Origin of the sequence: Allocoleopsis franciscana PCC 7113 (genome assembly GCF_000317515.1) — a bacterium.
Lineage (GTDB): Bacteria > Cyanobacteriota > Cyanobacteriia > Cyanobacteriales > Coleofasciculaceae > Allocoleopsis > Allocoleopsis franciscana.
In genome coordinates this window covers 5,994,560-6,017,931 of record NC_019738.1, presented here as the reverse complement: position 1 = coordinate 6,017,931, position 23,372 = coordinate 5,994,560, and the positions used below count along the sequence as shown (strand labels likewise).

Below are 23,372 nucleotides of genomic sequence, written 5' to 3'. Positions count from 1 at the left end.
TATTTTTGTCTCAATACACCATTTTCCTGAACGTGCGTGTAGCCTGTTCCATGAGTTTTGTTCGGGTGGGTTGCTACCACCGCTCAAAAACCCCGCCCTACTCAGGGGTGAGAGCGGGTTTAATGAGATCAATCTAAAAGCAGTCCTACAGATTTTTATTCCCACTCGATAGTGCCAGGGGGCTTGGAGGTGATATCGTAGACTACGCGATTCACTCCTTTGACTTCGTTAACAATCCGGTTAGAAATGGTTTCTAACAAGTCGTAAGGCACTCGTGACCAATCAGCGGTCATCCCATCCTCACTATTAATCAGACGCAAGACGATAGGATAAGCGTAGGTACGCTGGTCACCCATCACCCCCACACTGCGGATCGGCAATAATACGGCAAATGCCTGCCAAAAATCGTGGTAGATTCCCCGGCGATTAATTTCCTGGCGAACGACGAGATCGGCATCACGCAAAATATTCAGCCGTTCGCTGGTAACTTCCCCTAGGATGCGAATCGCTAACCCTGGCCCTGGGAAGGGATGCCGATTGACAATTTCTTCGGGTAAGCCGATCGAGCGACCGACTTTGCGGACTTCATCTTTAAACAGTTTACGCAACGGTTCAATCAGCTTGAAGCGCAAGTCTTTCGGCAATCCTCCGACGTTGTGATGGCTCTTGATTTTCACCGCCACTCGTTCACCGGTTTTGGGATCGACGTTGGTGTCTGCCGACTCAATCACATCGGGGTAAAGGGTACCCTGAGCGAGATAATCAAAGGGACCAAGGCGTCGGGACTCTTCTTCAAAGACGTTAATGAATTCGTGACCGATGCGACGGCGCTTTTCTTCGGGGTCTGTGATACCGTTGATTTGCTCCAAGAAGCGATCGCGTGCATTCACATACTCGACTGGAATGTGGAATTGCTCCTTAAAGAGTTTCAGCAATCGTTCTGGCTCTCCTTTCCGCATGAAGCCTTGGTCAATGAACATACAAGTAAGTTGCTCACCAATGGCTTTATAAAGTAGAAAGGCTAGGGTCGATGAATCAACCCCGCCAGAGAGTGCCAGCAACACCCGTTTATCCCCAACCTTCCCGCGAATTTCCCGAATTGCTTCTTCGACAAAAGCCGCCGTTGTCCAAGTGGGTTCACAATCACAGATATGGTAGACAAAGTTACGAATTAGAGCCATACCCCCCAGGGAATGGACAACCTCTGGATGGAACTGCACCCCATACAGCTTTTTTTCATGATGCGCGATCGCAGCACAAGGAGTATTCTCGGTATGAGCTAGGGTTTCAAATCCCTCTGGCAACATCTCACAGGAGTCCCCGTGACTCATCCACATGGTGGAACCATCGTCCACATTCGTTAGCAAGTCGGTGGGATCATCAATAATCAGTGATGCCTTACCATACTCCGCCCGTTCGGCTCGCGTCACTTGACCACCGAGTTGTTGTACCATCAACTGCATTCCATAGCAGACGCCTAGCACAGGAACCCCCAAATTCCAAATCTCTGGGTCTGAGTGAGGCGCACCCGTATCATAGACGGAGCTAGGGCCACCGGAGAGGATAATTCCTTTGGGGTTTAGCTGTCGCAACTGTTCGGCCGTGGTGCGATAGGAGAGAACTTCGGAATAAACTTGAGTTTCGCGAATGCGACGAGCAATTAGCTCAGAGTATTGAGAGCCAAAGTCCAGAATGACGATTATCTGGCGATTTAACCGATCAGCCAGAGACGATGTTGATAAAGTCTCTGTGTCGTGAGATGCTTGTCCTGTCTGTAGTGTCACTGCTGCGTCCGTCATAGAAATTGTGTAATTGTGCAAACAATTCGCTGCCAAAGCCTTCTAATGAGCAGCGAACGTATATTGCGGTAAACAGATTAATTGAAACCCTAGAGTTTCTATCGTTTAAGTCTGTAAAGATTCATACAAAGTTAGCATAATTGCGATAATAACGCGGTACCTGTTTCGCTACAAGCGATAATTTGGCGATCGCGATCAAACAGCACACAACCGACATGAACGTTTTGTTCACTGTGCTTGCGGATATAGTCTTGGGAGCGAGCATCAATGGTAGAGGCAATTGAGCTGTAAACCTGCTCCACCCAATGGCTGCCGCTTCTAGCATCCCATTTCCGCAGATACTTCAGCGCCGCTTCCGCTGTTGTACTAGCAAAAACCTCCTGTAACACTGATGGGGGTAGACCTAGCTTAGCGCAGTGAGCCGTGAGAATTTCTAGCCGTCCATCAGCAAGGTGATGGTGAGTGTGAAAAATCCCACCCGCCAGTTTAATCAGCTTGCCGTGGTAGCCAAACAACAAAATGGCAGGGACTTGCTGCAACCCGGCTTCCACCAACATTGGCCCCAGCCAATTGGCAGTTTTCATCAGTTGTTCTCGATTAATACCCAACTGTTGCGCTAAATCTAAGCCATTTTCCCCCACACAGAATACTAAGGTTGGGTAATGGGTAATGGGTAATCGGTCATTGGCAGGTTGTTGCTGATTCTTGATTTGACTGGCTTTGTGTTGTAATTCCTCGCGGAATGCTTCCAATTGTCCCGGAGCACTTAGGGGTTGGGAAATGCCAGTCGTCCCCAGCAGGGAGAGTCCTTCGACAACTCCAAAGGCTGCATTCGAGGTACGTTCCGCCAGTTGACGCCCCTCCGGTAGGATAATTGTCACCTGAATTTTTTCCTCCGGTGCCAGTTGCCGCCTCAGATTGTCTTGGAATAATCGCTCGGCATAAGCATAGATTGCCGCTTTCCCTCCAGCGTTCAACTGTCGTCCTATTCCCTCACCACCGACTAACCAAATCGGTTCAGTTTGCTCTACTCTTCCCCATTCGACTACGGTCCAAATTGGGGTATTGCGGGTGAGATCCAGGTTATCACCCGGTTGGGAACGTGCGATCGCTAGCGCCATTCCTGCTCGAATTTCCGCCACTTGCTCAATCGGAATTTCTATTGTTTCAGAGGGGTCAATTAAATCCACAAGTACTGTATTTAGAGGTTGCCGTTGACGTAACCGATGCAATGCGGCAAGAGCAGCAGCACAAGCAAAAACGGGTAAGGTGTATCCAGCACGAGGTGGGGAAGTTGTCATATAGGAGAAGGCAAAGGGCAGAGGGCAGAGGGCAGAAGGTTTATTACTGGTGAGTGGTCGCTCTCGTCCGTTAAAGAAAGTCCTAAACTTTATGGCGACAGCTATAGAAAGAAGTATAGCGATCGCTCTAAAGCCGATTTGATATCAATCTTGAGAACTTTTTGGCGTACCCATCTTTAGAGCAACAATCTCAGGCTATCGGTTGAGCTGTGTGTTAAGCAATTTTTATAGAACACTAAATTAATTTACTTGTTTCAAAATCTTCTTGCTAAATATTGCTCTAGGTTGCAAAGTGTTGAGAAATAGATCTTTCCCTTGAACGATGCTTCCCTAGCAATCCACCCCCTATCGTTCAAAAGGATTTCTTTTGTACACGCCGAGAGCTTTAGCCGGTCAATTACCCAGCATGGTTAGAAACACCGCCGATTGCACCCTAAAAGAGATAAGCCCGCTTTCAGCCATAGACATTTCAGATAACAGAGCCTTATCAGAAGTACTCTTGCCCACACCTCCTCTGGCGATTCCGAAGAAATCGGTTCGGACAACGCTCCGAGCATCGACTTTAGATGGAGTATTTGCTACATTTTTTGGCAGCGTCACGACGGGTGTGCTGCTAACGAACTTTTTACTGGAACTGGGTGCAACGAGTGTGGAAATTGGCTTACTCTCGTCAATTCCCATGTTTGTTAACTTGCTCCAACCCCTAGGAGCCTATTTGGGCGATCGCACTACGAGTCGTCACTGGTACAGTCTTTTTATTTTTGGGTCGTCGCGGTTGTTGTGGGTGATTCTGTTGGTATTAATGGCAGGCGTGAATGATTCTCCCAGCGAACACCACCAACTTCTAATCTGGACATTAGGAGTTGTTTTTGTCACCCATGTCTTGGGTTCACTCGGCAGTGCGTCTTGGTTTAGTTGGATGGCGGCGTTGGTGCCTCGGCAGTTACGGGGGCGATATTTTGGCGTTCGCAATAGTGCCGCCAATTTAATGAATCTGATCTGCGTGCCCTTAATGGGATGGGGAGTATCTAGCTGGAAAGGTGGGGCGATTCAAGGTTACGGCATTGTTTTATCTTTAGGCATTGTCGCCGGTCTGCTCAGTTTGGTCTTTCAGTGGTTTATGAGGGATGTGAATCCTCAAGCCCCGATTCCAGAGTCGTCATGTGTCTCTCGTGGTGACTCCAATGAGCTAGCCACTCGGTGGTTTAAGGATACCAACTTCTTGATATTTCTGCTCTACTTCGGGACTTGGACGTTTGCGGTTAACCTCAGCACGCCGTTTTATTCCTTGTATATGTTGGATAATTTGCATCTGGATGTCAGCTTAGTCACGCTTTACAGCAGCTTAACGGCTGGCGCGAACCTGCTGATGCTGATGGTATGGGGAAAGTTGGCGGATCGGATTGGGAATCGACCGATTTTACTCTCAGTGGGAATTTTGGTGGCAGTGACGCCTATTTTCTGGCTGGCGACGGGAGCGAACCCTGCTTCTGTGTGGATTGGGTTGCCCCTGATTCATGTGCTGCGAGGGAGTACTTGGGCGGCGATCGATCTGAGTATGCACAATATGCAGATGAGTGTGGCACCTTTACGCAATCAAGCCGGTTATTTTGCGATCGCGGCTGCTATTACGGGGGTGAGTGGAGCACTGGGAACCACAGCCGGAGGGTTTCTCGCTCAAATACCGAGTCTAGGTGGCTTAGCTGGCTTATTTGCTCTTTCTGCGGTTTTACGATTGCTTGCCTTGTTGCCGTTGGTGTTTGTCCGGGAACATCGCTCTCAGCCGTTGATTCATGCTTGGCGTGAAGTTAAGTTAGCGTTTGGCTTATCGTTCAATCGGGTTCGCAAGAATGATTTACTTTTAGGTTTTAGACCTCAAACGGTGCTGATTCAAGCTGTAGGATTAGCCAATCGCCTTAAGTAGAGCCAAAACGCCTAACGACTAAAGTCGCGCGTCCACAAACGAAGTCCGCGTAGGCGGACTTGAATTCAGCCTGAGTATTGAACTCAAGCAATTAGTTATACTCCGAGAATCAACCGAGTTAGGCAGACGCGGGTATTATGGTGGACTTATTAGTTGCCTGGGGAGTTGCTCAAACTGTTGGATTTATTTTTAAGCCCATTCTCGAAGACTTGGCAAAGGATGCCGCTAAAGATTTTGCCAAAGACTTCCTCAAAGATTCGCTGAAACACGTTCTTCTACCCGACAAAGAACCTGTAAATATTGCGATCGGCAAAGCGATTAAAGAATTTCTGCAACTGGTGCAGCAGCAGTTGGAAGTTGCAGACCTTTCTGAGGCAGAACAAAAGCAGTATACTGAACCGTTAAAGCAGTTTCTTAAAAATAAATCTGTTAAAGAGGTTCTGGGAAGCGCTTTTAAAGATGATTGCCAAGGTTTAGATACGAAGAAATTAGCAAAAATCTGGCATGAGCTTAACTTGTTACCTCTGCCGGATGATTTTAGCTGGAAACAAGTTAATAAGCCTTATCTCAATAAAGTTAAAGCCATTATCCGGGAGTCACCTCAGTTACGCGCTATCCTGGACTCACAAAATATTGAAGCAACAGCGAAAAATACTAAAGAGCTTGCTGGAATTGTTCCTGAATTTGACTTGCGGCGATATCAGGAAGGAATTCGAGAGCGATATGCCAATCTTAATTTAGATAGTTTAGATACGACTGTTTATGATTATCGAGAAAAACTCAAGGTATGGCAAGTATTTATAGCACAAAATGTACGCGAATGCCAGGATTTTTTACATCAAGTTTACGAGATTCCTAAAGAACATCAAAAACGGCTGAGGGAAAGTAATGAACTTGAGGCAGAATTTGACCCACAGGAGTGGGAACGATACAAGCAGGTTTATTATCAACAGCCTGTGCGATCGGTTTTGGATGTTGTTAATGACCTTCAGAGCGATCGATTACCCCCCCAGCCCCCCTTGGTAAGGGGGGAGCAAGATTCGCTCTCTCTTAGTAAGGGACAGAAGCAAGATTTTGTTCCGGTTCCCCCCCTTAACAAGGGGGGGCTAGGGGGGGTAAATGCAGGGTGCAACTACATTGTAATTTTGGGCGACCCAGGTTCTGGGAAGTCTACGTTGTTGCAATACATCGCGTTGAATTGGGCAAGAACGCCCCTCAATAATGTTATTTCTCAGCCGATTCCGTTGCTGATTGAATTGCGGAGTTATAGTCGCGATCGCAACTCTGGACAATGCAAAGATTTTCTCGAATTCTGCCACAAAGGCAGCGTTATTTGTCGCCTCAATCAACATGAACTCCACGAACGCCTCAAATCTGGCAAAGTTTTGGTGATGTTTGATGGATTGGATGAGGTATTCGATCCGGTGCAACGGGAGGAGGTAATTACTGATATCCATCGCTTCACGAATGATTATCCCAATGTGCGGGTAATTTTGACTTCTCGCATTATTGGCTACAAGCCGCAACGGCTGCGAGATGCCCAGTTTCGTCACTTCATGCTGCAAGATTTAGAGTCAGAGCAAATTCAGGATTTTATCCATCGATGGCATGAGTTAACGTTTACCGATGAGGCAGATAAAGTTAGAAAACGGGAGCGACTGCAACAGGCAATTAAAACGTCTTCAGCGATTGGGGAACTGGCGGGAAATCCCCTGCTGCTGACGATGATGGCGATTTTGAACCGCAATCAAGAATTACCCAGAGATAGACCGGAACTGTACAATCAAGCGTCGCGAGTTTTGCTGCATCAGTGGGATGTGGAGCAGAAATTACTAGAACATCCGAGAATTGATTCGGTTGCGATTGATTATAAGGATAAGCAGGCGATGCTGCGTCAGGTTGCCTACTTTATGCAAGCCGCAGATCAGGGTTTGGCGGGTAATCTGATTCGGGGGGAGGATTTAGAAAAGATTCTGACTGGTTATTTGAAAAGTATAGAAGTCAGTGAGGCGAGAACGGTTGCCAGGTTGCTGGTTGAACAACTACGGAGTCGCAACTTTATTTTGTGTTTTCTGGGTGGTGATTCCTATGGGTTTGTGCATCGGACGTTTTTAGAATACTTCTGTGCTTCGGAGTTTGTTGATCGGTTTGGGAAACGCGGACTTGAAGGGGGTTTGACGCTTGAAGAACTCAAAACGGAAGTTTTTGGCAAGCACTGGCAGGATGAGTCTTGGCATGAAGTGCTGCGGTTGATTGCCGGAATGATTGATACTAGCTTTGCAGGGGAAATTATTGAGTATTTGATGGCTTTGGATGGCGAAGCACAAAAGTTTATCAATCTATTTTTGGCGGCTGAGTGTCTTTCAGAGGTGAGGAATCTCTCAACAAATATCGCTACTCAGTTACTCAATCACCTGAAAAAAATCGCTGCTTATGGATATTACGAAACGGTAGGAACTGAAGAATATATGCTAATTGTGGGAATTCGCAGTCGAGCAGTTAAAGCAATTGCCAGGACTTGGAGAGAAGACCAAAAAATATTAAAATGGCTGAAAAATATGCATTGAGTGGTAACAATTCAAAGGGGGAACATTCAACAGCAGTGATAGAGATAGCTAGGGGATGGAAAGAGGATTTAAAAACTTTAGTCTGGTTAAAAGATTACGCTTTGTTTGATGAGAATATGAATGTGCGATACGGTGCAATACTAGCGTTAGCAGAAGGCTGGAAAGATGACCCAGATACCCTACCTTTACTTAAAACTTGTGCTCAGTTTGATCCAGTTTCAAGTTTACGACGAACAGCGGTGCAGGAACTAAGTAAAGGTTGGAAACACGAAACTGGTATTTTTGAATTTCTGTGCGAGTGTGCTGTCAACGATCCTTTCAAGCGCCAGGATTGTACAGTTCTTAATGATTGGGCGTATGAGAAATATTGGAAGTTTAATCATCCTCGGTATGCAGCCCTAACGGCAATCCTCAATCAATATCCTGATCATCCTCAGACTCTACCACTGTTGCGCGACAGAGCAAAAAATGATCCAGATTGGAGAGTGCGAAGTTTTCTAGTGCGGGAGTTAGCCCGTGGCTGGAAGAATGAGCCTTGGATGTTTGAATTTTTGTGCAACTGCGCCCTCAATGACTCCTTTGAACGTAAAGAGAACTGGGAAAACAACCCTCGGCAAGTAGCACTTGATGCCATTATCAAGCAATATCCCGACCATCCCCAGACTCTACCCCTCTTGCAGGACAGAGCAGAAAATGACCCAGATGAGAAAGTGCGGGAGTTTGCTAACAAGAAATTGGCAAAAATAGAGGCTTAAAATTATAAAAAAGAGAGATAAACTCATGACGACATCTGTAAAGACAACCAAAGTCTACGATGAAATGATTGAATTCATTGCTGCTGGAACCACTCCGCAAAGCGTTATCGCTTTTAAACTATCAACAGCAGCACAAGAACGTCTAGAAGACCTGGTTTACAGACACCAAACGGGCGAATTGACACCAGAGGAAAAGAGAGAATTAGACCATTTTCTCACACTAGAGCATATAATGACTCTGGCAAAAGCACGAGCTTATACGTACATTCAAGCTGAATAATAATTCAAGTGCCTCGTCCTTATATTAGTGAACAACTGCGGCATTTAGTTGCTGAACGTGCTGATCGCATCTGTGAATATTGCCTAATTGCAGAAGCAGATAGGTCTTCAAGTTATCAAGTTGACCACATTATCAGCGTGAAGCATGGTGGAGTTACAACAGAAGATAACCTCGCTTATGCCTGTATTTTTTGTAACCTTCAGAAAGGTACTGATTTAGGGTCAATAGTTTGGCGCACTGGAGAACTTGTCCGTTTTTTCAACCCACGTCGAGACTTTTGGGGAGAACACTTCCGACTCGATGAAGCTGTAATTCAACCCCTCACAGACATTGGAGAAGTAACAACACGAATTCTAGAGTTTAACAACGAAGACCGGATTTTAGATCGACAGACTTTAATAGAAGTTGGTAGATATCCATCGCCAGCAGCACAACAGCGCATGATCAAGTAGACAACTTTTGTGTTTGAATATTATGAAACTCACTACAGAAGAAATAATTTACCCCTCCAGCGACGGTCAACCAATGGCAGACAGCACAATCCAGTACCAATGGATTACAACAATCAAGGGAGGTTGTGATGCTCTGTTTAAAGATGACCCCAATGTATTCATTGCAGGTGACTTACTTTGGTATCCCGTTGAAGGCAATAACAGAATTTGCCAAGCCCCTGATACGATGGTAGTCTTTGGCAGACCCAAAGGAGATAGACGTTCATATCTCCAATGGAAAGAGAATAATATCCCTCCACAAGTCGTCTTTGAAATCCGCTCGTACAGCGATAGCCAGACAAAAATGGCTAAAAAACTAGCCTTTTATAATCGCTACGAAGTAGAAGAATATTACCTCTACGATCCAGATGACAAAGAATTGACGGGTTGGCAACGAATTGAAGGATTATTAGAAGTAATCGAACCGATGTCAGGTTGGGTTAGTCCTCGCTTAGGAGTTCGATTTGAATTAACAGAAGAAGGGTTAGAGTTATATCGACCCGATGGACAAAAGTTCCTTTCTTATTTGGAATTGGAGGAACAACGGGAATTAGCAGCCCAACGTGCCGAACAAGAAGCCCAACGTGCTGAACGATTGGCGGCGAAATTGCGTGAATTGAATATCGATCCAGATAGTCTCTAAGAAGCGATGCGAGCGCAAGTATTAATGCCGACCGACTCATAACCATAATTGATCTGCTTTCTTAGGCATAATCAATACATAGATTGAGGTCATGAGCAAGAGGAATTTTCGATAATAAACTCAGTGTTGCTAGTCCCAGACGGTTGACAGACGAGCGTCCTCAAAAGCCAATATGAACCAGGTAGATTATCTCCGTATCAGCCTCATTGACCGATGTAACTTCCGATGCCAGTACTGTATGCCGGAGGGAGCAGAGCTTGACTACATCCTACGGCAAGAATTGCTGACGAATGAGGAACTGCTGACGTTACTCAAAGAAGTCTTCATCCCTGTGGGATTTAGCAAGTTTCGCCTTACCGGGGGTGAACCGTTGCTGCGTCCCGGTGTTGTGGATTTGGTGAGTGCGATCGCCTCTCTTCCCCAAACCGAAGATTTAGCGATGACAACCAATGCCTTTTTCCTGGCAGGCATGGCACAAAACCTGTATGATGCGGGTTTGCGTCGCATCAATATCAGCCTCGACTCCCTCAACCCAGAAACCTTTGACCAAATTATCGGTAATCGGGGGCGTTCCCGTTGGGAGCAAACTTGGGAGGGGATTCAAGCCGCTCACCGCGTCGGTTTTGACCCCCTCAAGCTGAATGTCGTAGTCATTCCGGGCGTTAATGACCCAGAAGTTCTCGATTTAGCCGCCCTGACGATTGACCGCCACTGGCACGTCCGGTTTATTGAATTTATGCCCATTGGCAATGACAAACTCTTTGGCGAACGCGCTTGGGTGCCATCTGAAGAATTGCGGCAGCGCATCCGTGAGGTTTTCGGTTTGACAGAATCAACCATTCGTGGTAATGGCCCTGCTGATGTTTTCCAGATTCCCGGTGCTTTGGGAACTCTCGGATTTATCAGTCAGATGTCGGAATGTTTTTGCGATCGCTGCAACCGAATGCGCCTTTCTGCCGACGGTTGGTTACGCCCTTGTCTGCTCAATGAATCGAATCAGATTAACCTCAAAACCGCCCTTCGTACCGGAGTTGATCCGGTTGATCTTAGGGCGCAAGTCAGACATTTGCTCATGATTAAACCAGAGATTAACTTCAAGCAACGAGACTCTGGAACAACGGGGACTTACACCCGTACCATGTCGCAAATCGGAGGATAGTCATCGGGTTGCAGGTTGAAGGTTTGCAGGTTGAAGGTGATTAGAGTGAAATTTCGACATTAAACACTCTTGCAAAAGTCGAATCTACCTCCTCACTAAAGCTCCGGCTTAATTCCCCTTATAAAGGGGGAAAACCCTTGAAATCTTGCCCCCTCCCCTTGGTAAGGGGACCGGAGCTTTAGTGAGGATTGGGGTGGGGTAGTTTGTATTTTTGCCAGAAGTCTATTCCATCCTTTCAACTTTCAACACAAAAAAACCTTCAACATTCAACCTTTCAACCTTCAACCCATTAGGCTTTCCGTGAGTAGAACTCAACCACCAGCAGTTCGTTAATTTGCAGAGCCACCCACTCACGATCAATAACACTATTGACCTTACCGGTGAGGTTGTTTTTGTCAAACTCTAGATGGCTGGGAAGGTTGGCAAGTCCCGGATATTCTAAGTTTTGTTGGACTAGGCGCTTAGAGCGTTCAGTGTTTTTGACCGCAATCACCTCTCCCGGACGGCACTGATAGCTGGGAATATTCACGACCCGGCCATTGACCGTCACATGACCATGATTCACAAGCTGACGAGCAGCCGGAATCGTGCCCGCCATGCCCATGCGGAAGACTGTATTATCTAGCCGCATTTCCAACATTTGCAGCAAGGATTGACCCGTTGAACCGGTTGCCCGACGTGCCTTACGCACGTAACGTAACAACTGCTTTTCGGTAATGCCGTAGTTAAAGCGGAGTTTCTGCTTTTCTTCCAGTCGAATCGCATATTCGGAGCGCTTTCTGCGAGCTTGACCATGCTGACCCGGTGGGTAGGCGCGGCGGGGCGTTTTGCGAGTCAAACCCGGTAGATCGCCTAGACGGCGCACAACCCGCAGACGCGGGCCTCGATATCGCGACATATAATTCCCTCTTTTGTGTCCTGACTAAGTATACCCAAAACTATAATTATACACTTTTGATGGGGGTATCTCATCTTATTATCACCGATTTGTTACCATCCTCACCTTTTGTGAGATCCAGATGTAGCGATTCACAGGCCGAAAGGTATTATATGCCAGCACCATCTAAAAATTCTTCAATCAAGCGATCGCCCTCCTTTAATAAATGGGGGGAATCTTCTAGTCTTTGTAGTCTTTGCGGCGCTGGATAGGAAGCCGATTGAGCCTTCAAACTCTCAATTTGCATCTCTAAAGATTTAATCCGGTCAAATAAGACTCGAATCACCTGCGCTTCTACATCGGGTAGGTATTCAGGGTTGAAAAAATTCACAGCTTCCCTGGATTGATCAGCAATCCGACCTGGAATTCCTACAACTGTGCGATTAGAGGGCACCTCTCGCAAGACTACAGACCCTGCACCAATCCGAACATTATCGCCGATTTGGATATTGCCCAAGACCTTGGCACCTGCTCCCACAATGACATTTCTGCCTAAAGTGGGATGGCGCTTTCCCGTTTCCTTGCCCGTCCCCCCTAGCGTCACACCCTGATAAATGACGGTTCCATCCCCGACAATCGCCGTTTCACCAATCACCACCCCCATCCCATGATCGATAAACACACCCTTGCCAATGTTGGCTCCGGGGTGAATCTCAATTCCTGTGAAAAAGCGATTGAGATGAGAAATGAAGCGAGGCAAAAAAGGCATATTCATGTTGTGTAGCCAGTGTGCCACTCGGTGAAATAAAAGCGCTTGTACTCCGGGATAACAAAATAAAACTTCCAGCCAGTTACGTGCCGCTGGGTCACGCTCATAAATTGTTCGCAATTCAGTGAGCAGCATACTCCGTTGAGGTAAGGGTGATTGTTTGAAGTGAATTAAAAAGAAAAAGTTACTTCTGTAAAAGTTGTGGCTGTGTCCTTGTGCTGTTTTCCAGTGCTTCCCAAGAAGGTGCGAAGGGTGGAACGACGAGAGAGCAAGCTGACCAAAAGCCCCGGACTCTGCCACAAAAAAGCTGACAGTATCCGCCCCGCCGTCCTTCTATTCGGTAATGCCGACAGTGCCGACAGGCTAGTGTGCCCAAATCTACCTTGCTCATGGGAGTTCCCTGGATTTAATCTACGATAATTCAGTCGGAATACCGTATTAATTACACGAAAACTATCACGTCTTACCTCAAAAAGCAAGATTAAGAGAATTCACCAGCCTAATGGTGAATCTGGGCGTATGAGATCGACCATCCTTCCAGGTGTTGCTCAACACGCTCTATAATTGGTGTTCCTTTTCTAAAAGCTTTAGCTTACCCACTAGATGTAGTGTATTTAGGCTTGAGCCTCAATGACCAACACGATCGCCAACACTGTGAATTATCTCCAAGAGTGGGACGCCGCTGCTGTCGATGACCAGCTAACCCGCCTTAACGTTATACCTTTAAACGGCTCTTGCCCATCCGACTATTTACTTTACGCCGATGCACTACAAAGACGGAATGATGGTCGAGTGAGCCACCACATCCTCAAGCGTTATGAACACACAGAACAGGGAGGTTGGTGGTGTTCCGGGATTGACCTACTCACGGGTGAAGACGACCTCTGGGGCTGTTTTAAACCTAGTGTGCCTCGTCGTAGTGTGAATGCTGGAAAGTTAATTAAGTATGAACATCCTCCCCTAGCACCCACAGGATTGTTTGCGCTGCGCGTTCCGCTTCACCTATGGCAGCGCATTGCTGATCGCTACCAAATCCCCGTGCTACCCGCAGCAATCGACGCCAATCAACCGGATTTTGGCTTTTGGCAGTGGCTGATCGAACACCCGGAAATTCCCTTGTGCATTACCGAGGGAGCCAAAAAGGCCGGGTCATTACTCACAGGGGGTTATGCTGCGGTCGCATTACCAGGAGTATTCGGTGGCTATCGCGTGCCACGAGACAATGAGGGGAATCGCATCGGCAAGTCTCGTCTCATCCCCCAGTTACTCAAACTGGCAACCCCAGGGAGAACCATTTATATTGCCTTCGACCAAGACACAAAACCCACTGCCATCAAGGCCGTCAACGCCGCCATCCGACAATTGGGCTATCTATTAACACAAAAAAAATGTTCTGTCAAGATTATCACTTGGAATCCAGAACAAGGGAAAGGAATTGATGACCTCATTGCGGAAAACGGTCAAGCGGCATTAGACGAAGCTTACGAGAGGGCAGTACCGCTCGATACTTGGAAAGCGCAATCTTTGTCTCGCCTGACTTATCTGGCTGATGTACAGCTCAATCAACGCTATCTGGGAGAACTTTCTATACCGAAGGACGCCAAACTGATTGGCATCAAATCTCCCAAAGGCACGGGTAAGACCCAGTTTTTAGAAGGTATTGTCAAAGAAGCCCTAGAGCGCAAGCAGTGGGTTTTGGTGATTGGTCATCGAGTGCGCCTGGTGGAGTCTCTATGCCAACGTTTCGGACTCAACTATATTACTGAGGTGCGTTGCTCAGACTCCGGTACAGCATTAGGGTACGGTCTTTGCATTGACTCCCTGCATCCCACCTCTCAAGCTCAATTTGAGGCTCTCAACTGGTCGGATGGGGTGGTGATTATTGATGAAGTCGAGCAAGTTTTGTGGCATGGGTTGGACTCTAGTACCTGTAGTAACAATCGGGTGGCTATCCTCAAATCGCTGAAAACCTTGATGCAGAATGTATTGGGGGGCGAAGGACAGGTTTTTGTCGCCGATGCTGACTTGAGTGACATCTCGATGGATTACCTGATTTCTCTATCAGGCGTTCCTCTCCAACCCTTGATTGTTCAGAATGATTGGAAACCCGGAGCGAGTGAATCCTGGCAGGTTCATCACTACACAGAAAATAAGCCAGAACGATTGGTGCAAGACTTGGAACGGCACATTCAAGACGGGGGAAAACCCTTTGTCTGTCTCTCGGCTCAGAAACGGGGGAGTCAGTGGGGGACTTGCACGTTGGAAGCTTACCTGCAACAGCGATTCCCCACAGCCAAGATACTGCGGATTGATGCGGAATCCCTAGCCGAGCCATCTCATCCGGCTTATGGATGCATGAGCAACCTAAATCAGGTTTTGCCGAATTATGACATTGTCTTAGCGAGTCCGGCGATTGAAACGGGAGTGAGTATTGATCTGCGAGGGCATTTCACCTCGGTTTGGGGTATCGCTCAAGGAATTCAAAGTGAGAACTCAGTGCGTCAGGCGCTAGGACGAGTGCGTGAAAATGTGCCTCGATGTCTGTGGGTGGCAGCTTATGGTTTTAATCGGGTTGGCAATGGTTCGACTTCAATTCCTGGGTTGCTCACATCGGGGCAAAGTCTGACGCAGCTCAATATTAAGTTATTACAGCAATCGGACTTTGATGCCTTGGATGATTTGGAGATGGGGTTTCAGGCAGAATCTCTGTTGTGTTGGGCTAAGATGGCGGTTCGGCATAATGCCTCGATGCACAAGTACCGAGAATCTGTGCTGGCAGCACTGCTAGCGGAAGGTCATCATATCGTTGAAGCTCCCTTGAAAGATTGTGGCTTAGGAAAGGTAGGGGCTGAGCGGTTAGCGAAAAATCCAACATCCAACATCCAAAATCTAAAATTGGATGGGGATGAGGCTGAAAGTGAAACGAATTCGCTGACAATGGCGATCGCGGCGGTAAGAAACCAAAATTATCAGGCAGAGTGTGAAGCGATCGCCTACGCCCCAGATCTCAGTGTACGTCAGTATCAATCGCTACAAAAACAGTTGGTCAAAACTCCATTCCAACGACGGGCACTTCGCAAGCATGAGTTAAAGTTGCGCTATGGTATACCGGTTACGCCTCCATTGGTCGCCAAGGATGACGAGGGCTGGTACTTTAAGCTGTTACTTCATTACTTTCTCACCTTGGGGCGGGACTATTTGGCTCAACGGGATGCCGCTTTTGCGCGTCGCCTAATTGAGTTGGGGGGTGGTAGTATCTTCCTGCCAGATTTCAACCGTTCCCAATTGGGAGCCACGATTGGCACCATGGAACTTTTAGGGGTTCCGGTGTTGCTGGAAGATCAGGGACGAGAGTTAAGAAGTACGGATGAAGACTTGAAGGCAATGGCGAAATTGGCCCTTTCTAACCGTGCTGCGATCAAGACGACTTTGGGAATTGGACTGGCACAAAATGCGACTCCGATCATTATTATTAGACGCCTTTTGGATAAAATCGGCTATGGTATCCGGTGTATCGGTCGTGAGAGCAAGCGGTTAAATCGGGTACGAGTGTATCAAGTGGTTCATCCTGAAGATGGTCGCTTTGAGGTATTTCAACAATGGTTAGCGTTTGGCTCTCAGCTTTTAGATATTTCTGATCAGCGGCTTTATCCGAATTCAAAATGGGTGGATGATACAGCAGGGGCTGCGGATTTAGGTGAACAAGTTGAGTATGTTCAGCTTTGTCTCAATCTTTGATTGAAGCTTTTTTTCATCAATCAAGTGATAGGGAATCCGTTGGCATCGCAATGGTATGTTTTTTAACGCAGAGGACGCAAAGGGTTACGCAGAGGTGCGCGGAGTTTTTGTACCCCAATTTTAGTTGATTCCGATGCCAACGGAAATAATAGGAGTTGAAGTTGCTCATAAAAAATCCGGTTGCATCAGAGCAATCGGATTTAAAGGTGGGATTATTTTTACTCCCTAGAAGAATGAGTTACAGCGAATTAATTTCAGTAATTTAGGCAACGGATTGCTCTAGATTTACTTTGACAACTTTATTCTTCTCTTGGTCTGTTTTGGGGAGTGTCAGATTCAGAATTCCGTCTTTGTATTCTGCTGTGACGTTGGTATTTTGAATCCGAGCCGGTAAGGGAATCACACGCTGGAATTTGCCGTAATGGAATTCGCTGTGGGTTTTCCCGCTTTCTTCAGTTTTTGTTTCTGACTTACGCTCACCGCTGATAGAAACGGCATTTTCTGTAACTTGTACATCCAGGTCTTTTGCGTCTAGTCCTGGAACTTCTAGCTTCAGATGGATCGCCTCTTCTGTTTCTTTTATCTCAGCCGGAGGAACTCTCAATAAGCCTCTTTCCCAACTGGGAGCGGGGGTTAGGGTGTCATCAAATAAGCGATCGATTTGGCTTTGCAGGGTGTTAAGCTCTCTCCAGGGATTCCAACGAACTAATGCCATAACTGTTACCTCGATTCCACGTTGCAGATTTGTTTTTCTTGCCTTTGATTTTCATTTTATTGATAAAGCACAGCACATAAATTCGGTTTTAACGACTCATTTAATCATGATTTCCGAACCGATTTTAATTTCCAGAGAAGTACGGAAAACTGCAATATTTTTGGTTCGGTAAACTCGATAAAATAGGGTTTAGTCCAATAAATAAGGAACTGAGCATGACAGGTGAGTCTTACATTTTTCTGGCTGGTGCCAGTCGGGGCGTTGGTCGAGAAATTGCTAAATATCTGACCGAACAAGGTAAGAAAGTCAAAGCATTGCTGCGATCGCCTGATTCTCGCTCGGAGCTAGAGGCGATGGGAATCAAAGTGGTCATGGGAGATGCCCTAGATGCAGCAGCGATGGAACAGGCAATCCAAGGAGATGAACCCATCTCTGCTGTGATCAGTACGATTGGGGGCTTACCCAAAGATGGTGAACGAGCGGACTATCTGGGGAATAAAAATTTAATTGATGCAGCTCTGAAGGCGGGGGTGCAAAAGTTCATCCTGGTTTCTTCTATTGGCAGTGGGGAAAGTGTTGTTGCCATACCGCCGCAAGCGCTGGAAACGTTGAAACCTGTTTTGCTCGAAAAAGAGCAGGCAGAGAAATATTTAATTGCCAGTGGACTCATTTACACTGTGATTCGACCGGGTGGATTAAAGTCAGAACCCGCAACCGGAAATGGCGTGCTAACGGAAGACTACAAAGTCGCTGGAACCATTCACCGTGCAGATGTCGCACAGTTGGTGTGCCAATGTTTGGATGCTGATGCTGCCAATCATAAAATTCTTTCAGCGATTGATCGGACACAGATGTATGGCAATCCGGAGTTTGAGGTACTAACGCTCAATTAAATAGGATTAAGAGGTAGGGTGTGTTAGGCGGCTCATCCTACCAAACGCAGAATACTTTTACTTCCATCACTGACTCGGTTTCCTGAAGGGGTTCACCTCCCTAAGTGAAGCCCACTCCCTTTTTTTAGTGGGGAACTTTTTTTCCACCAAAAATAAAAATCAGCCACTGTTTAGGTCTGACGGCTGTTAAGACGCTCGAAATTACGAGTGAACCTTATGACCATCCTTGATTAACCCAATAAGTGGCTTTCAACCCTAAAGACATTATTAAGCTATTATTTTGTTAGGGACACAAAAATGGGACTATCTATGATAAACATACTTGTGCTCATACTCACTGGTTTGTGCATTGCTGCTCTATTTAATGCGCTTCTGTTCAACAACTATTCCTAATCCTGATGGAGGACTTTTAGTCGTTAACCGAAACTAAAGATAGGGTCAGCCAAACATTAAAGGACAGACGTTGACTTAAAGGGTTTAATCCAGTGGCGCTGGAGTGCCCAATCCAGAATGAGACGGGCAAAACCAAAACATAAAAGACTCTCCACTCCTAGGACACCCAATAAGCTGATCGCGTCAGCCAGATTTGGCTGCCCCTCTACAGGCGCTAATGCCCGCACTAACCCAAAGGCTAAGACAGCCCCATCCTTGAGGTGAGGATTTTGATCCTCTCGAATCACATAACGGTAGGTGACGCCAAACAAAAAGCCACTGAACCCAGCCACGGCGATTTTGACCCCCAGTTCGAGTGTCGTCGTCATGGGGAAGGAAGTAAGTGTCTCAAAAAACCGGGCTAGCACCCAACGATTGCCCACCACAGTGAAGCTGTAAGCCATGGTAAATGACAAAGCGGCGAGAGTACCAGCTTTCAGAGATTCGATGCGCTCAATCATTAGATTAGAAGACTTGTTCACAATTTTTATCTGAAGTTAAAGATGGCTCAAATTGAATTATCATAAGCCTTAGAATCATTGTGTAGTTTTATATATCGCTATGGATATTTTGTCATTGGGTTGGGTTTCCGTACTGGTGCTGTTCACTTGGTCAATTGCAATGGTTGTTTGGGGTCGCAACGGTTTTTAGAGCATTGTGGAAAGTCCTTTTGTAACGGTTCTATTTTTTGCGACCCTAGGACTATTGGCCTTAGTCAGTGTGGGTGTCGTGTACTTAACGGCGGCTGAGTGGCGCGATCGCCGTCGTCGCGATCGGGATAAAAAACTGTAAGGACATCCCGATTCAGTTGTTCTTGCTTCTCACAAACATTAGAGGCGGCAAGGCAACTCAAGGTGAGCCTATTGATCAATTCCCTCCTTTGGACAGAAGGAGGGAAACTCTTAGGCTACGATAATGTACACAAAGGAAGATGATGCAATGTTTGGATAAATTCTAGCCAGCGTTAGCCAATCATCAACCTTGAACTTGTGGCAATGCGCCAGTTCCAACTCACTCAAAAACGTCGAGAGACTAACTTCATCAAGGCTTCATATAAAATGAAGCTATCTTTATGGAAGCTTTACAAAGATTGGGTTGCTATCGATAATATATTGAGTCATTGACACCTGAGTAGCGGGTGAAAAAAAGCTCTTCTCGTTTCACAACAAATTTCTGGCAAAGACTGGCTAGAAAGAGAAGAACTTCGGTGGTGCATTTAGTAATGACAGCGATCGCGTTAAGCCGGGTGCTGAAAGCACAAGCTTTAGTCGCAGCGGGGGAGACGTTGAATCAGTAACGCTCATTGAGCTACTGCCTAAATCCGGACTGTTCTCATCCTAAAAATCTCATGCACATTGATATCTGTCAAGATTGTCGCTCCGAACTGTTCCTGCGCGATTGCGTCGAGCGCAAAGCCTTTAAAGAGCGCTATCGTATCATCAAAATGATGGGGCGGGGCAGATTTGGTGTCACGTTTTTAGCTCAAGATGAGTCTTTACCGAATCATCCCCATTGTGTGATCAAGCAACTGCATCCGACAACATCGGAATTGCACATTATAGAAATGGCACAGGTGCTGTTTAAGCGAGAGGCTGAAACCCTAAAACAAATTGGCAATCATCCCCAAGTGCCACAGCTACTGGAATACTGTGAAGAGGCTCACCCCCCTTACTTTGTGGAGCAGTATATCAACGGCTTAACCCTACGGCAAGAAATCCGACAGTCTGGAACCCTAGGTGAAGCTGAGGTGAAGCAATTTTTGATTGAATTTCTGCCAGTACTGGAATTTATCCATAGCCAAAAGTTGATTCACCGGGATATTAAACCCAGCAACATTGTTCGTCGCCAGCAAGATAAACAACTGGTTTTGATTGACTTTGGTGCGGTTAAAAATTGCCAAGATGATCCTGAGAATAGTTCAGAGCAAACCACTTGGACAGATACTTCCATCGGCACTCAAGGCTTTGCTCCTCCAGAGCAAATAGCCATGCGACCGGTTTTTGCTAGCGATATTTATGCACTAGGCGTTACTTGCATTTATTTATTGACGGGTAAACTACCAACCCACTTTCCTTATGAGCCGACAACCTGTCAAATGGTTTGGCAACCCTACGTTCAAATCAGTGACCAGTTTACTGAAGTTTTGAATAAAATGTTAGAACCTTCTGTCCGTTATCGCTATCAATCGGCTCAGGAAGTTCTAAACGCTATTGACTCGTTAGACGCCAAGAGTCATTTACTTTTAGAAGCGTATAAAAACGGAGAGAGAAATTTTGCCTTTCGGAATATAAGTGGATTGAATTTGCAGGAAGCCAACTTATCTGGAGGGCTTTTTTATAGCGCTAAGTTGGCAAAAACCAATTTTCAGGGAGCCGATTTATCAGATGCTTATTTTGGACAGGCTAACCTAAATCAAGCGAATTTACGAAATGCCAATTTAGGTGGGACCTCCTTTAGTAATGCCGATTTGTCAGGAGCTGACTTGCAAGGTGCAGATCTCCGCTTTGCCTATCTCTCCAAAGCTAATCTCAAAGGAGCCAATCTGTGTGAGGCTAATTTATCAAATGCTAATATCAAAGGAGCCAATCTGTGTGGCGCTAACCTCTCAAATGCCATCATTACTGAAGCACAACTAGCCCTAGTCAAGAAGAATTGGACAACAGTACTTCCCAATGGCAGATGCGGTTTGGGAAGTTAACTCTAGCCTGGGAAAAGCAAACTGTTATCTAGAAAAAAATTCAGTCTATCTATCTCTTATTTCTCTTTTCTTTACCCTTTACGGTTGGTTAATCATAAACTGTACAGACACTTCCTATCGGCAACTACAATTATCACAATTTTCGCAGCGAAATCCAGCCGCTTCCTCATTAAAACCAAACGCCTTTAACAAAAATTGCCAACGACACTCACGAGTGTTTAAATATTGAGTCATCTGCTTTTGTACCTTCTCCTGTGCCGCACTCAACTGGGCGAGAGATTGAGAGGTTCCTGAAGCCCGTTTGCGATAATGAAAAGGATCTTTCCATTCTAATTGTCCCGCACTGTGAAGGAGAGCCAGAGCAATTGCACCGTCGCGATATTGCTTAGCTATCGTTGCCACATCCCCTTGAGGTGGCAATTTCTTCACCAACTGCTGGGCATCTTGATATTGCGATCGCATTTTATCAACAAAAAACTCACGTCGCTGCTTATCTTCTGGATTTAACCATCCAGTTGGTTCACTGATCAACGTCAAAGCGTCAGAAGGTTTACCATCCCGTCCCCCTCTGCCAACCTCCTGGATATACTCTGATAACAACTGAGGGGATTGATAATGCACCACCCATCTAACATCAGGCTTATTGATACCCATCCCAAACGCACAAGTGCAAACTACAAATTGACTTTTTCCACTTAGCCAACTGGCTTCAATAGCGCGACGTTCTTCAGGACTCAATCCCGCATGGTAAGCCGCTGTTGCATAACCCAAAGAACCCAACCATTCCGTTAATTCTTCACTCTCCCGTCTGGAACGAACATAGACTAAGCCTGTTTGCTTCTGTCGTGCTTGAATAAATTTTAATAGTTGCTGGCAGCGTCCTCTAGGAGTCCAGACAATTTGAATTTTGAGGTTTAAATTTTGCCGATAGGGACTAATTAAAAAAGGTTTTGGCTGTTGTAATTGCAAGACATTGCGGATTGTTTGTTGGGCAATGGGGTCAGCCGTTGCTGTAAAGGCAGCAATGCTAATTTTTGTTCCTGCTGGCTTACATTTAAGTAAAGCGGGTCGTACTGCACCCAAACGTAGATAAGCGGGTCGAAAGGTATCACCCCATTGCACCAAACAGTGTGCTTCATCTAATATCAACCCATTAATCTTAAGCTGTGGCTGACACAACCGTTCCCATACGGGTGTACTCAATAAAGTTTCCGGCGATAGGTAGAGTAATCGTAACTGCTGACGTTCCAAAGCTTGAAGCGTTTGCCGTCGTTGGTGGGTTGGCAATTCACTATGCAAAAGGGCTGCTGGTAACTTCAGTTGATGTAATTCCTGCACCTGATTTTCCATCAGTGCAACAAGTGGAGAAATTACCAATGTTAATCCTGTTTGGAGGAGTGCTGGAAGTTGAAAACAAATCGATTTGCCGCCACCTGTGGGTAGGACAATCAGGGCATCTTGTTTTTCTAAAAGACTACGAATAATCTCACCTTGGGGGAATCGAAAATCATCATATCCCCAAATATTTTTGAAGGCGGCGCGGACATTGTTCCAGGATGTTGTTGTAGAAGTGTTCATGATGAGTAGTAGATGCTTAAACCCAATTCAGAGCTGTTAAATATAAAAAACTTCGTTAGGATATTTTTAGCTATTTATTGTGTCAATGCACGTAATTCTCCAGATACGATATTCACCTTCAGGACGAGCCTCAACGTAAATTTGACCTGAGTCAATAGAAGCAAGAGGGATAAAAGCCATTTTGACATTACTTTTAAAGTTTATAATTAAACCAAATACTGAGTCACTATCTTTTGTTATTTGATAGATGTTTATACTTAGGCTAGGATATAAAAACTTTGGAAGTAGATCAAACATTGGCTTTAATACTTGGATGAAAGTAGCCTTGGTTTTGGCTTGATACAAAGAACCTGAGTAAGAATCAGACAATAGTCGGCTCAAATGAGTTGTGTTTTTGGAGTCATAGGAACTCTTAAAGTTTTGAAATAGAGAAAGCATGTTTCCCGACAGACGCTCTGGATGATATTCTGTTGTATCTGTAAGGAGATAGTAGATACCTTCTGCTAGCTTAATTGTGCCTTGAACGATAAACGGTTCCATAGGTTTTACTGAGTTTAAATTTTAAAACTCATGATAAAATTTATCAATTAGTTCTACATCCGAGAATACACCTAAATTTAGAAACTAATCTTTAACAGCTCCGTAAATACGCTGACTTTTAACAGCGAGGCTTCAGATAGCCACTGACAATTCCCTAAAGCACCTCAGTCGGCTGGAGTGAGTGCTGAAAAATCCTATACTCTAAGAAAAACT

At 45.9% G+C, this 23,372-nt stretch carries 19 protein-coding genes and 1 pseudogene; 11 read left to right on the top strand and 9 right to left on the bottom strand.

The window, feature by feature from the left end; translation table 11 throughout:
- Positions 1–155 precede the first annotated feature (155 nt).
- A complete protein-coding gene (gene guaA / locus MIC7113_RS24645; protein ID WP_015184919.1) occupies positions 156–1,799 on the bottom strand; it encodes a glutamine-hydrolyzing GMP synthase in 1,644 nt (547 codons plus the stop codon).
- A 131-nt stretch (positions 1,800–1,930) separates the two neighbouring features.
- Positions 1,931–3,100 carry a cobalt-precorrin-5B (C(1))-methyltransferase CbiD gene (gene cbiD, locus MIC7113_RS24640; RefSeq protein WP_015184918.1) on the bottom strand — a complete coding sequence of 390 codons (1,170 nt, stop codon included), beginning with the start codon at positions 3,098–3,100 and terminating at the stop codon, positions 1,931–1,933.
- Between the two features lie 406 nt (positions 3,101–3,506).
- Here cbiD and MIC7113_RS24635 point away from each other — a divergent pair, with 406 nt between their 5' ends.
- The 6 genes and pseudogenes from MIC7113_RS24635 (at position 3,507) to moaA (ending at position 10,919) form a co-directional block, all read left to right on the top strand.
- Positions 3,507–5,024, top strand: a complete 1,518-nt coding sequence (locus MIC7113_RS24635; RefSeq protein WP_051055790.1) for an MFS transporter — start codon at positions 3,507–3,509, stop codon at positions 5,022–5,024.
- 137 nt (positions 5,025–5,161) lie between these two features.
- Positions 5,162–8,346: pseudogene (locus MIC7113_RS24630) on the top strand (HEAT repeat domain-containing protein).
- A gap of 25 nt (positions 8,347–8,371) precedes the next feature.
- Positions 8,372–8,626 carry a hypothetical protein gene (locus MIC7113_RS24625; RefSeq protein ID WP_015184914.1) on the top strand — a complete coding sequence of 85 codons (255 nt, stop codon included), beginning with the start codon at positions 8,372–8,374 and terminating at the stop codon, positions 8,624–8,626.
- Between the two features lie 8 nt (positions 8,627–8,634).
- Positions 8,635–9,078 (top strand): HNH endonuclease, encoded by a 444-nt coding sequence (locus MIC7113_RS24620; protein ID WP_015184913.1) that lies wholly within the window; start codon positions 8,635–8,637, stop codon positions 9,076–9,078.
- Positions 9,079–9,100: 22 nt separating this feature from the next.
- Positions 9,101–9,760: a Uma2 family endonuclease gene (locus MIC7113_RS24615; protein WP_015184912.1), complete on the top strand. Its 660-nt coding sequence runs from the start codon at positions 9,101–9,103 to the stop codon at positions 9,758–9,760.
- Between the two features lie 172 nt (positions 9,761–9,932).
- Complete coding sequence (gene moaA / locus MIC7113_RS24610) at positions 9,933–10,919, top strand: GTP 3',8-cyclase MoaA (RefSeq protein ID WP_015184911.1); 987 nt, start codon at positions 9,933–9,935, stop codon at positions 10,917–10,919.
- 289 nt (positions 10,920–11,208) lie between these two features.
- Here moaA and rpsD read toward each other — a convergent pair whose 3' ends face one another.
- The 3 genes from rpsD to MIC7113_RS35045 form a co-directional block, all read right to left on the bottom strand.
- Positions 11,209–11,817: a 30S ribosomal protein S4 gene (rpsD, locus tag MIC7113_RS24605; protein ID WP_015184910.1), complete on the bottom strand. Its 609-nt coding sequence runs from the start codon at positions 11,815–11,817 to the stop codon at positions 11,209–11,211.
- 148 nt (positions 11,818–11,965) lie between these two features.
- The gene (gene cysE / locus MIC7113_RS24600) at positions 11,966–12,700 is read right to left on the bottom strand and encodes a serine O-acetyltransferase (RefSeq protein WP_015184909.1); all 735 of its coding nucleotides are present in this window, start codon (positions 12,698–12,700) and stop codon (positions 11,966–11,968) included.
- Between the two features lie 49 nt (positions 12,701–12,749).
- Positions 12,750–12,956 carry a hypothetical protein gene (locus MIC7113_RS35045; protein WP_071884113.1) on the bottom strand — a complete coding sequence of 69 codons (207 nt, stop codon included), beginning with the start codon at positions 12,954–12,956 and terminating at the stop codon, positions 12,750–12,752.
- A 263-nt stretch (positions 12,957–13,219) separates the two neighbouring features.
- Between MIC7113_RS35045 and MIC7113_RS24595 the strand changes: the two genes are divergently transcribed.
- Positions 13,220–16,303, top strand: a complete 3,084-nt coding sequence (locus tag MIC7113_RS24595; RefSeq protein ID WP_041781243.1) for a plasmid replication protein, CyRepA1 family — start codon at positions 13,220–13,222, stop codon at positions 16,301–16,303.
- Positions 16,304–16,565: 262 nt separating this feature from the next.
- On the opposite strand, the gene MIC7113_RS24590 is transcribed toward MIC7113_RS24595, so the two are convergent.
- On the bottom strand, positions 16,566–17,018 hold the full coding sequence (locus tag MIC7113_RS24590) for an Hsp20/alpha crystallin family protein (RefSeq protein WP_015184907.1): 453 nt from the start codon (positions 17,016–17,018) through the stop codon (positions 16,566–16,568).
- 215 nt (positions 17,019–17,233) lie between these two features.
- On the opposite strand from MIC7113_RS24590, the gene MIC7113_RS24585 reads away from it, so the two are divergent.
- Positions 17,234–17,911 (top strand): SDR family oxidoreductase, encoded by a 678-nt coding sequence (locus MIC7113_RS24585; protein ID WP_015184906.1) that lies wholly within the window; start codon positions 17,234–17,236, stop codon positions 17,909–17,911.
- A 449-nt stretch (positions 17,912–18,360) separates the two neighbouring features.
- Here the strand turns inward: MIC7113_RS24585 and MIC7113_RS24580 are convergent, their stop codons facing one another.
- A complete protein-coding gene (locus MIC7113_RS24580) occupies positions 18,361–18,804 on the bottom strand; it encodes a hypothetical protein (protein ID WP_015184905.1) in 444 nt (147 codons plus the stop codon).
- Positions 18,805–18,904: 100 nt separating this feature from the next.
- Here MIC7113_RS24580 and petN point away from each other — a divergent pair, with 100 nt between their 5' ends.
- From petN to MIC7113_RS24575, 3 genes are all read left to right on the top strand, one after another.
- Entirely contained in the window at positions 18,905–18,994 is a 90-nt protein-coding gene (gene petN, locus MIC7113_RS35040; protein ID WP_071884112.1) for a cytochrome b6-f complex subunit PetN, read from the top strand.
- A gap of 6 nt (positions 18,995–19,000) precedes the next feature.
- Positions 19,001–19,135, top strand: coding sequence for a hypothetical protein (locus MIC7113_RS38770; protein WP_255515402.1), 135 nt, complete (start codon positions 19,001–19,003; stop codon positions 19,133–19,135).
- A gap of 511 nt (positions 19,136–19,646) precedes the next feature.
- Positions 19,647–21,041: a serine/threonine-protein kinase gene (locus MIC7113_RS24575; RefSeq protein WP_015184904.1), complete on the top strand. Its 1,395-nt coding sequence runs from the start codon at positions 19,647–19,649 to the stop codon at positions 21,039–21,041.
- 114 nt (positions 21,042–21,155) lie between these two features.
- Here the strand turns inward: MIC7113_RS24575 and MIC7113_RS24570 are convergent, their stop codons facing one another.
- Positions 21,156–22,619, bottom strand: coding sequence for a RecQ family ATP-dependent DNA helicase (locus tag MIC7113_RS24570; protein ID WP_015184902.1), 1,464 nt, complete (start codon positions 22,617–22,619; stop codon positions 21,156–21,158).
- Positions 22,620–22,685: 66 nt separating this feature from the next.
- The gene (locus MIC7113_RS24565) at positions 22,686–23,159 is read right to left on the bottom strand and encodes a hypothetical protein (RefSeq protein ID WP_015184901.1); all 474 of its coding nucleotides are present in this window, start codon (positions 23,157–23,159) and stop codon (positions 22,686–22,688) included.
- Between the last annotated feature and the right edge of the window lie 213 nt (positions 23,160–23,372).

Coding starts and splice junctions, on each gene's coding strand:
- guaA (WP_015184919.1), bottom strand. CDS start 1,799: ATGACGGACGCAGCAGTGACACTACAGACAGGACAAGCATCTCACGAC.
- cbiD (WP_015184918.1), bottom strand. CDS start 3,100: ATGACAACTTCCCCACCTCGTGCTGGATACACCTTACCCGTTTTTGCT.
- MIC7113_RS24635 (WP_051055790.1), top strand. CDS start 3,507: ATGGTTAGAAACACCGCCGATTGCACCCTAAAAGAGATAAGCCCGCTT.
- MIC7113_RS24625 (WP_015184914.1), top strand. CDS start 8,372: ATGACGACATCTGTAAAGACAACCAAAGTCTACGATGAAATGATTGAA.
- MIC7113_RS24615 (WP_015184912.1), top strand. CDS start 9,101: ATGAAACTCACTACAGAAGAAATAATTTACCCCTCCAGCGACGGTCAA.
- moaA (WP_015184911.1), top strand. CDS start 9,933: ATGAACCAGGTAGATTATCTCCGTATCAGCCTCATTGACCGATGTAAC.
- rpsD (WP_015184910.1), bottom strand. CDS start 11,817: ATGTCGCGATATCGAGGCCCGCGTCTGCGGGTTGTGCGCCGTCTAGGC.
- cysE (WP_015184909.1), bottom strand. CDS start 12,700: ATGCTGCTCACTGAATTGCGAACAATTTATGAGCGTGACCCAGCGGCA.
- MIC7113_RS35045 (WP_071884113.1), bottom strand. CDS start 12,956: ATGAGCAAGGTAGATTTGGGCACACTAGCCTGTCGGCACTGTCGGCAT.
- MIC7113_RS24590 (WP_015184907.1), bottom strand. CDS start 17,018: ATGGCATTAGTTCGTTGGAATCCCTGGAGAGAGCTTAACACCCTGCAA.
- MIC7113_RS24585 (WP_015184906.1), top strand. CDS start 17,234: ATGACAGGTGAGTCTTACATTTTTCTGGCTGGTGCCAGTCGGGGCGTT.
- MIC7113_RS24580 (WP_015184905.1), bottom strand. CDS start 18,804: ATGATTGAGCGCATCGAATCTCTGAAAGCTGGTACTCTCGCCGCTTTG.
- petN (WP_071884112.1), top strand. CDS start 18,905: ATGGATATTTTGTCATTGGGTTGGGTTTCCGTACTGGTGCTGTTCACT.
- MIC7113_RS24570 (WP_015184902.1), bottom strand. CDS start 22,619: ATGAACACTTCTACAACAACATCCTGGAACAATGTCCGCGCCGCCTTC.
- MIC7113_RS24565 (WP_015184901.1), bottom strand. CDS start 23,159: ATGGAACCGTTTATCGTTCAAGGCACAATTAAGCTAGCAGAAGGTATC.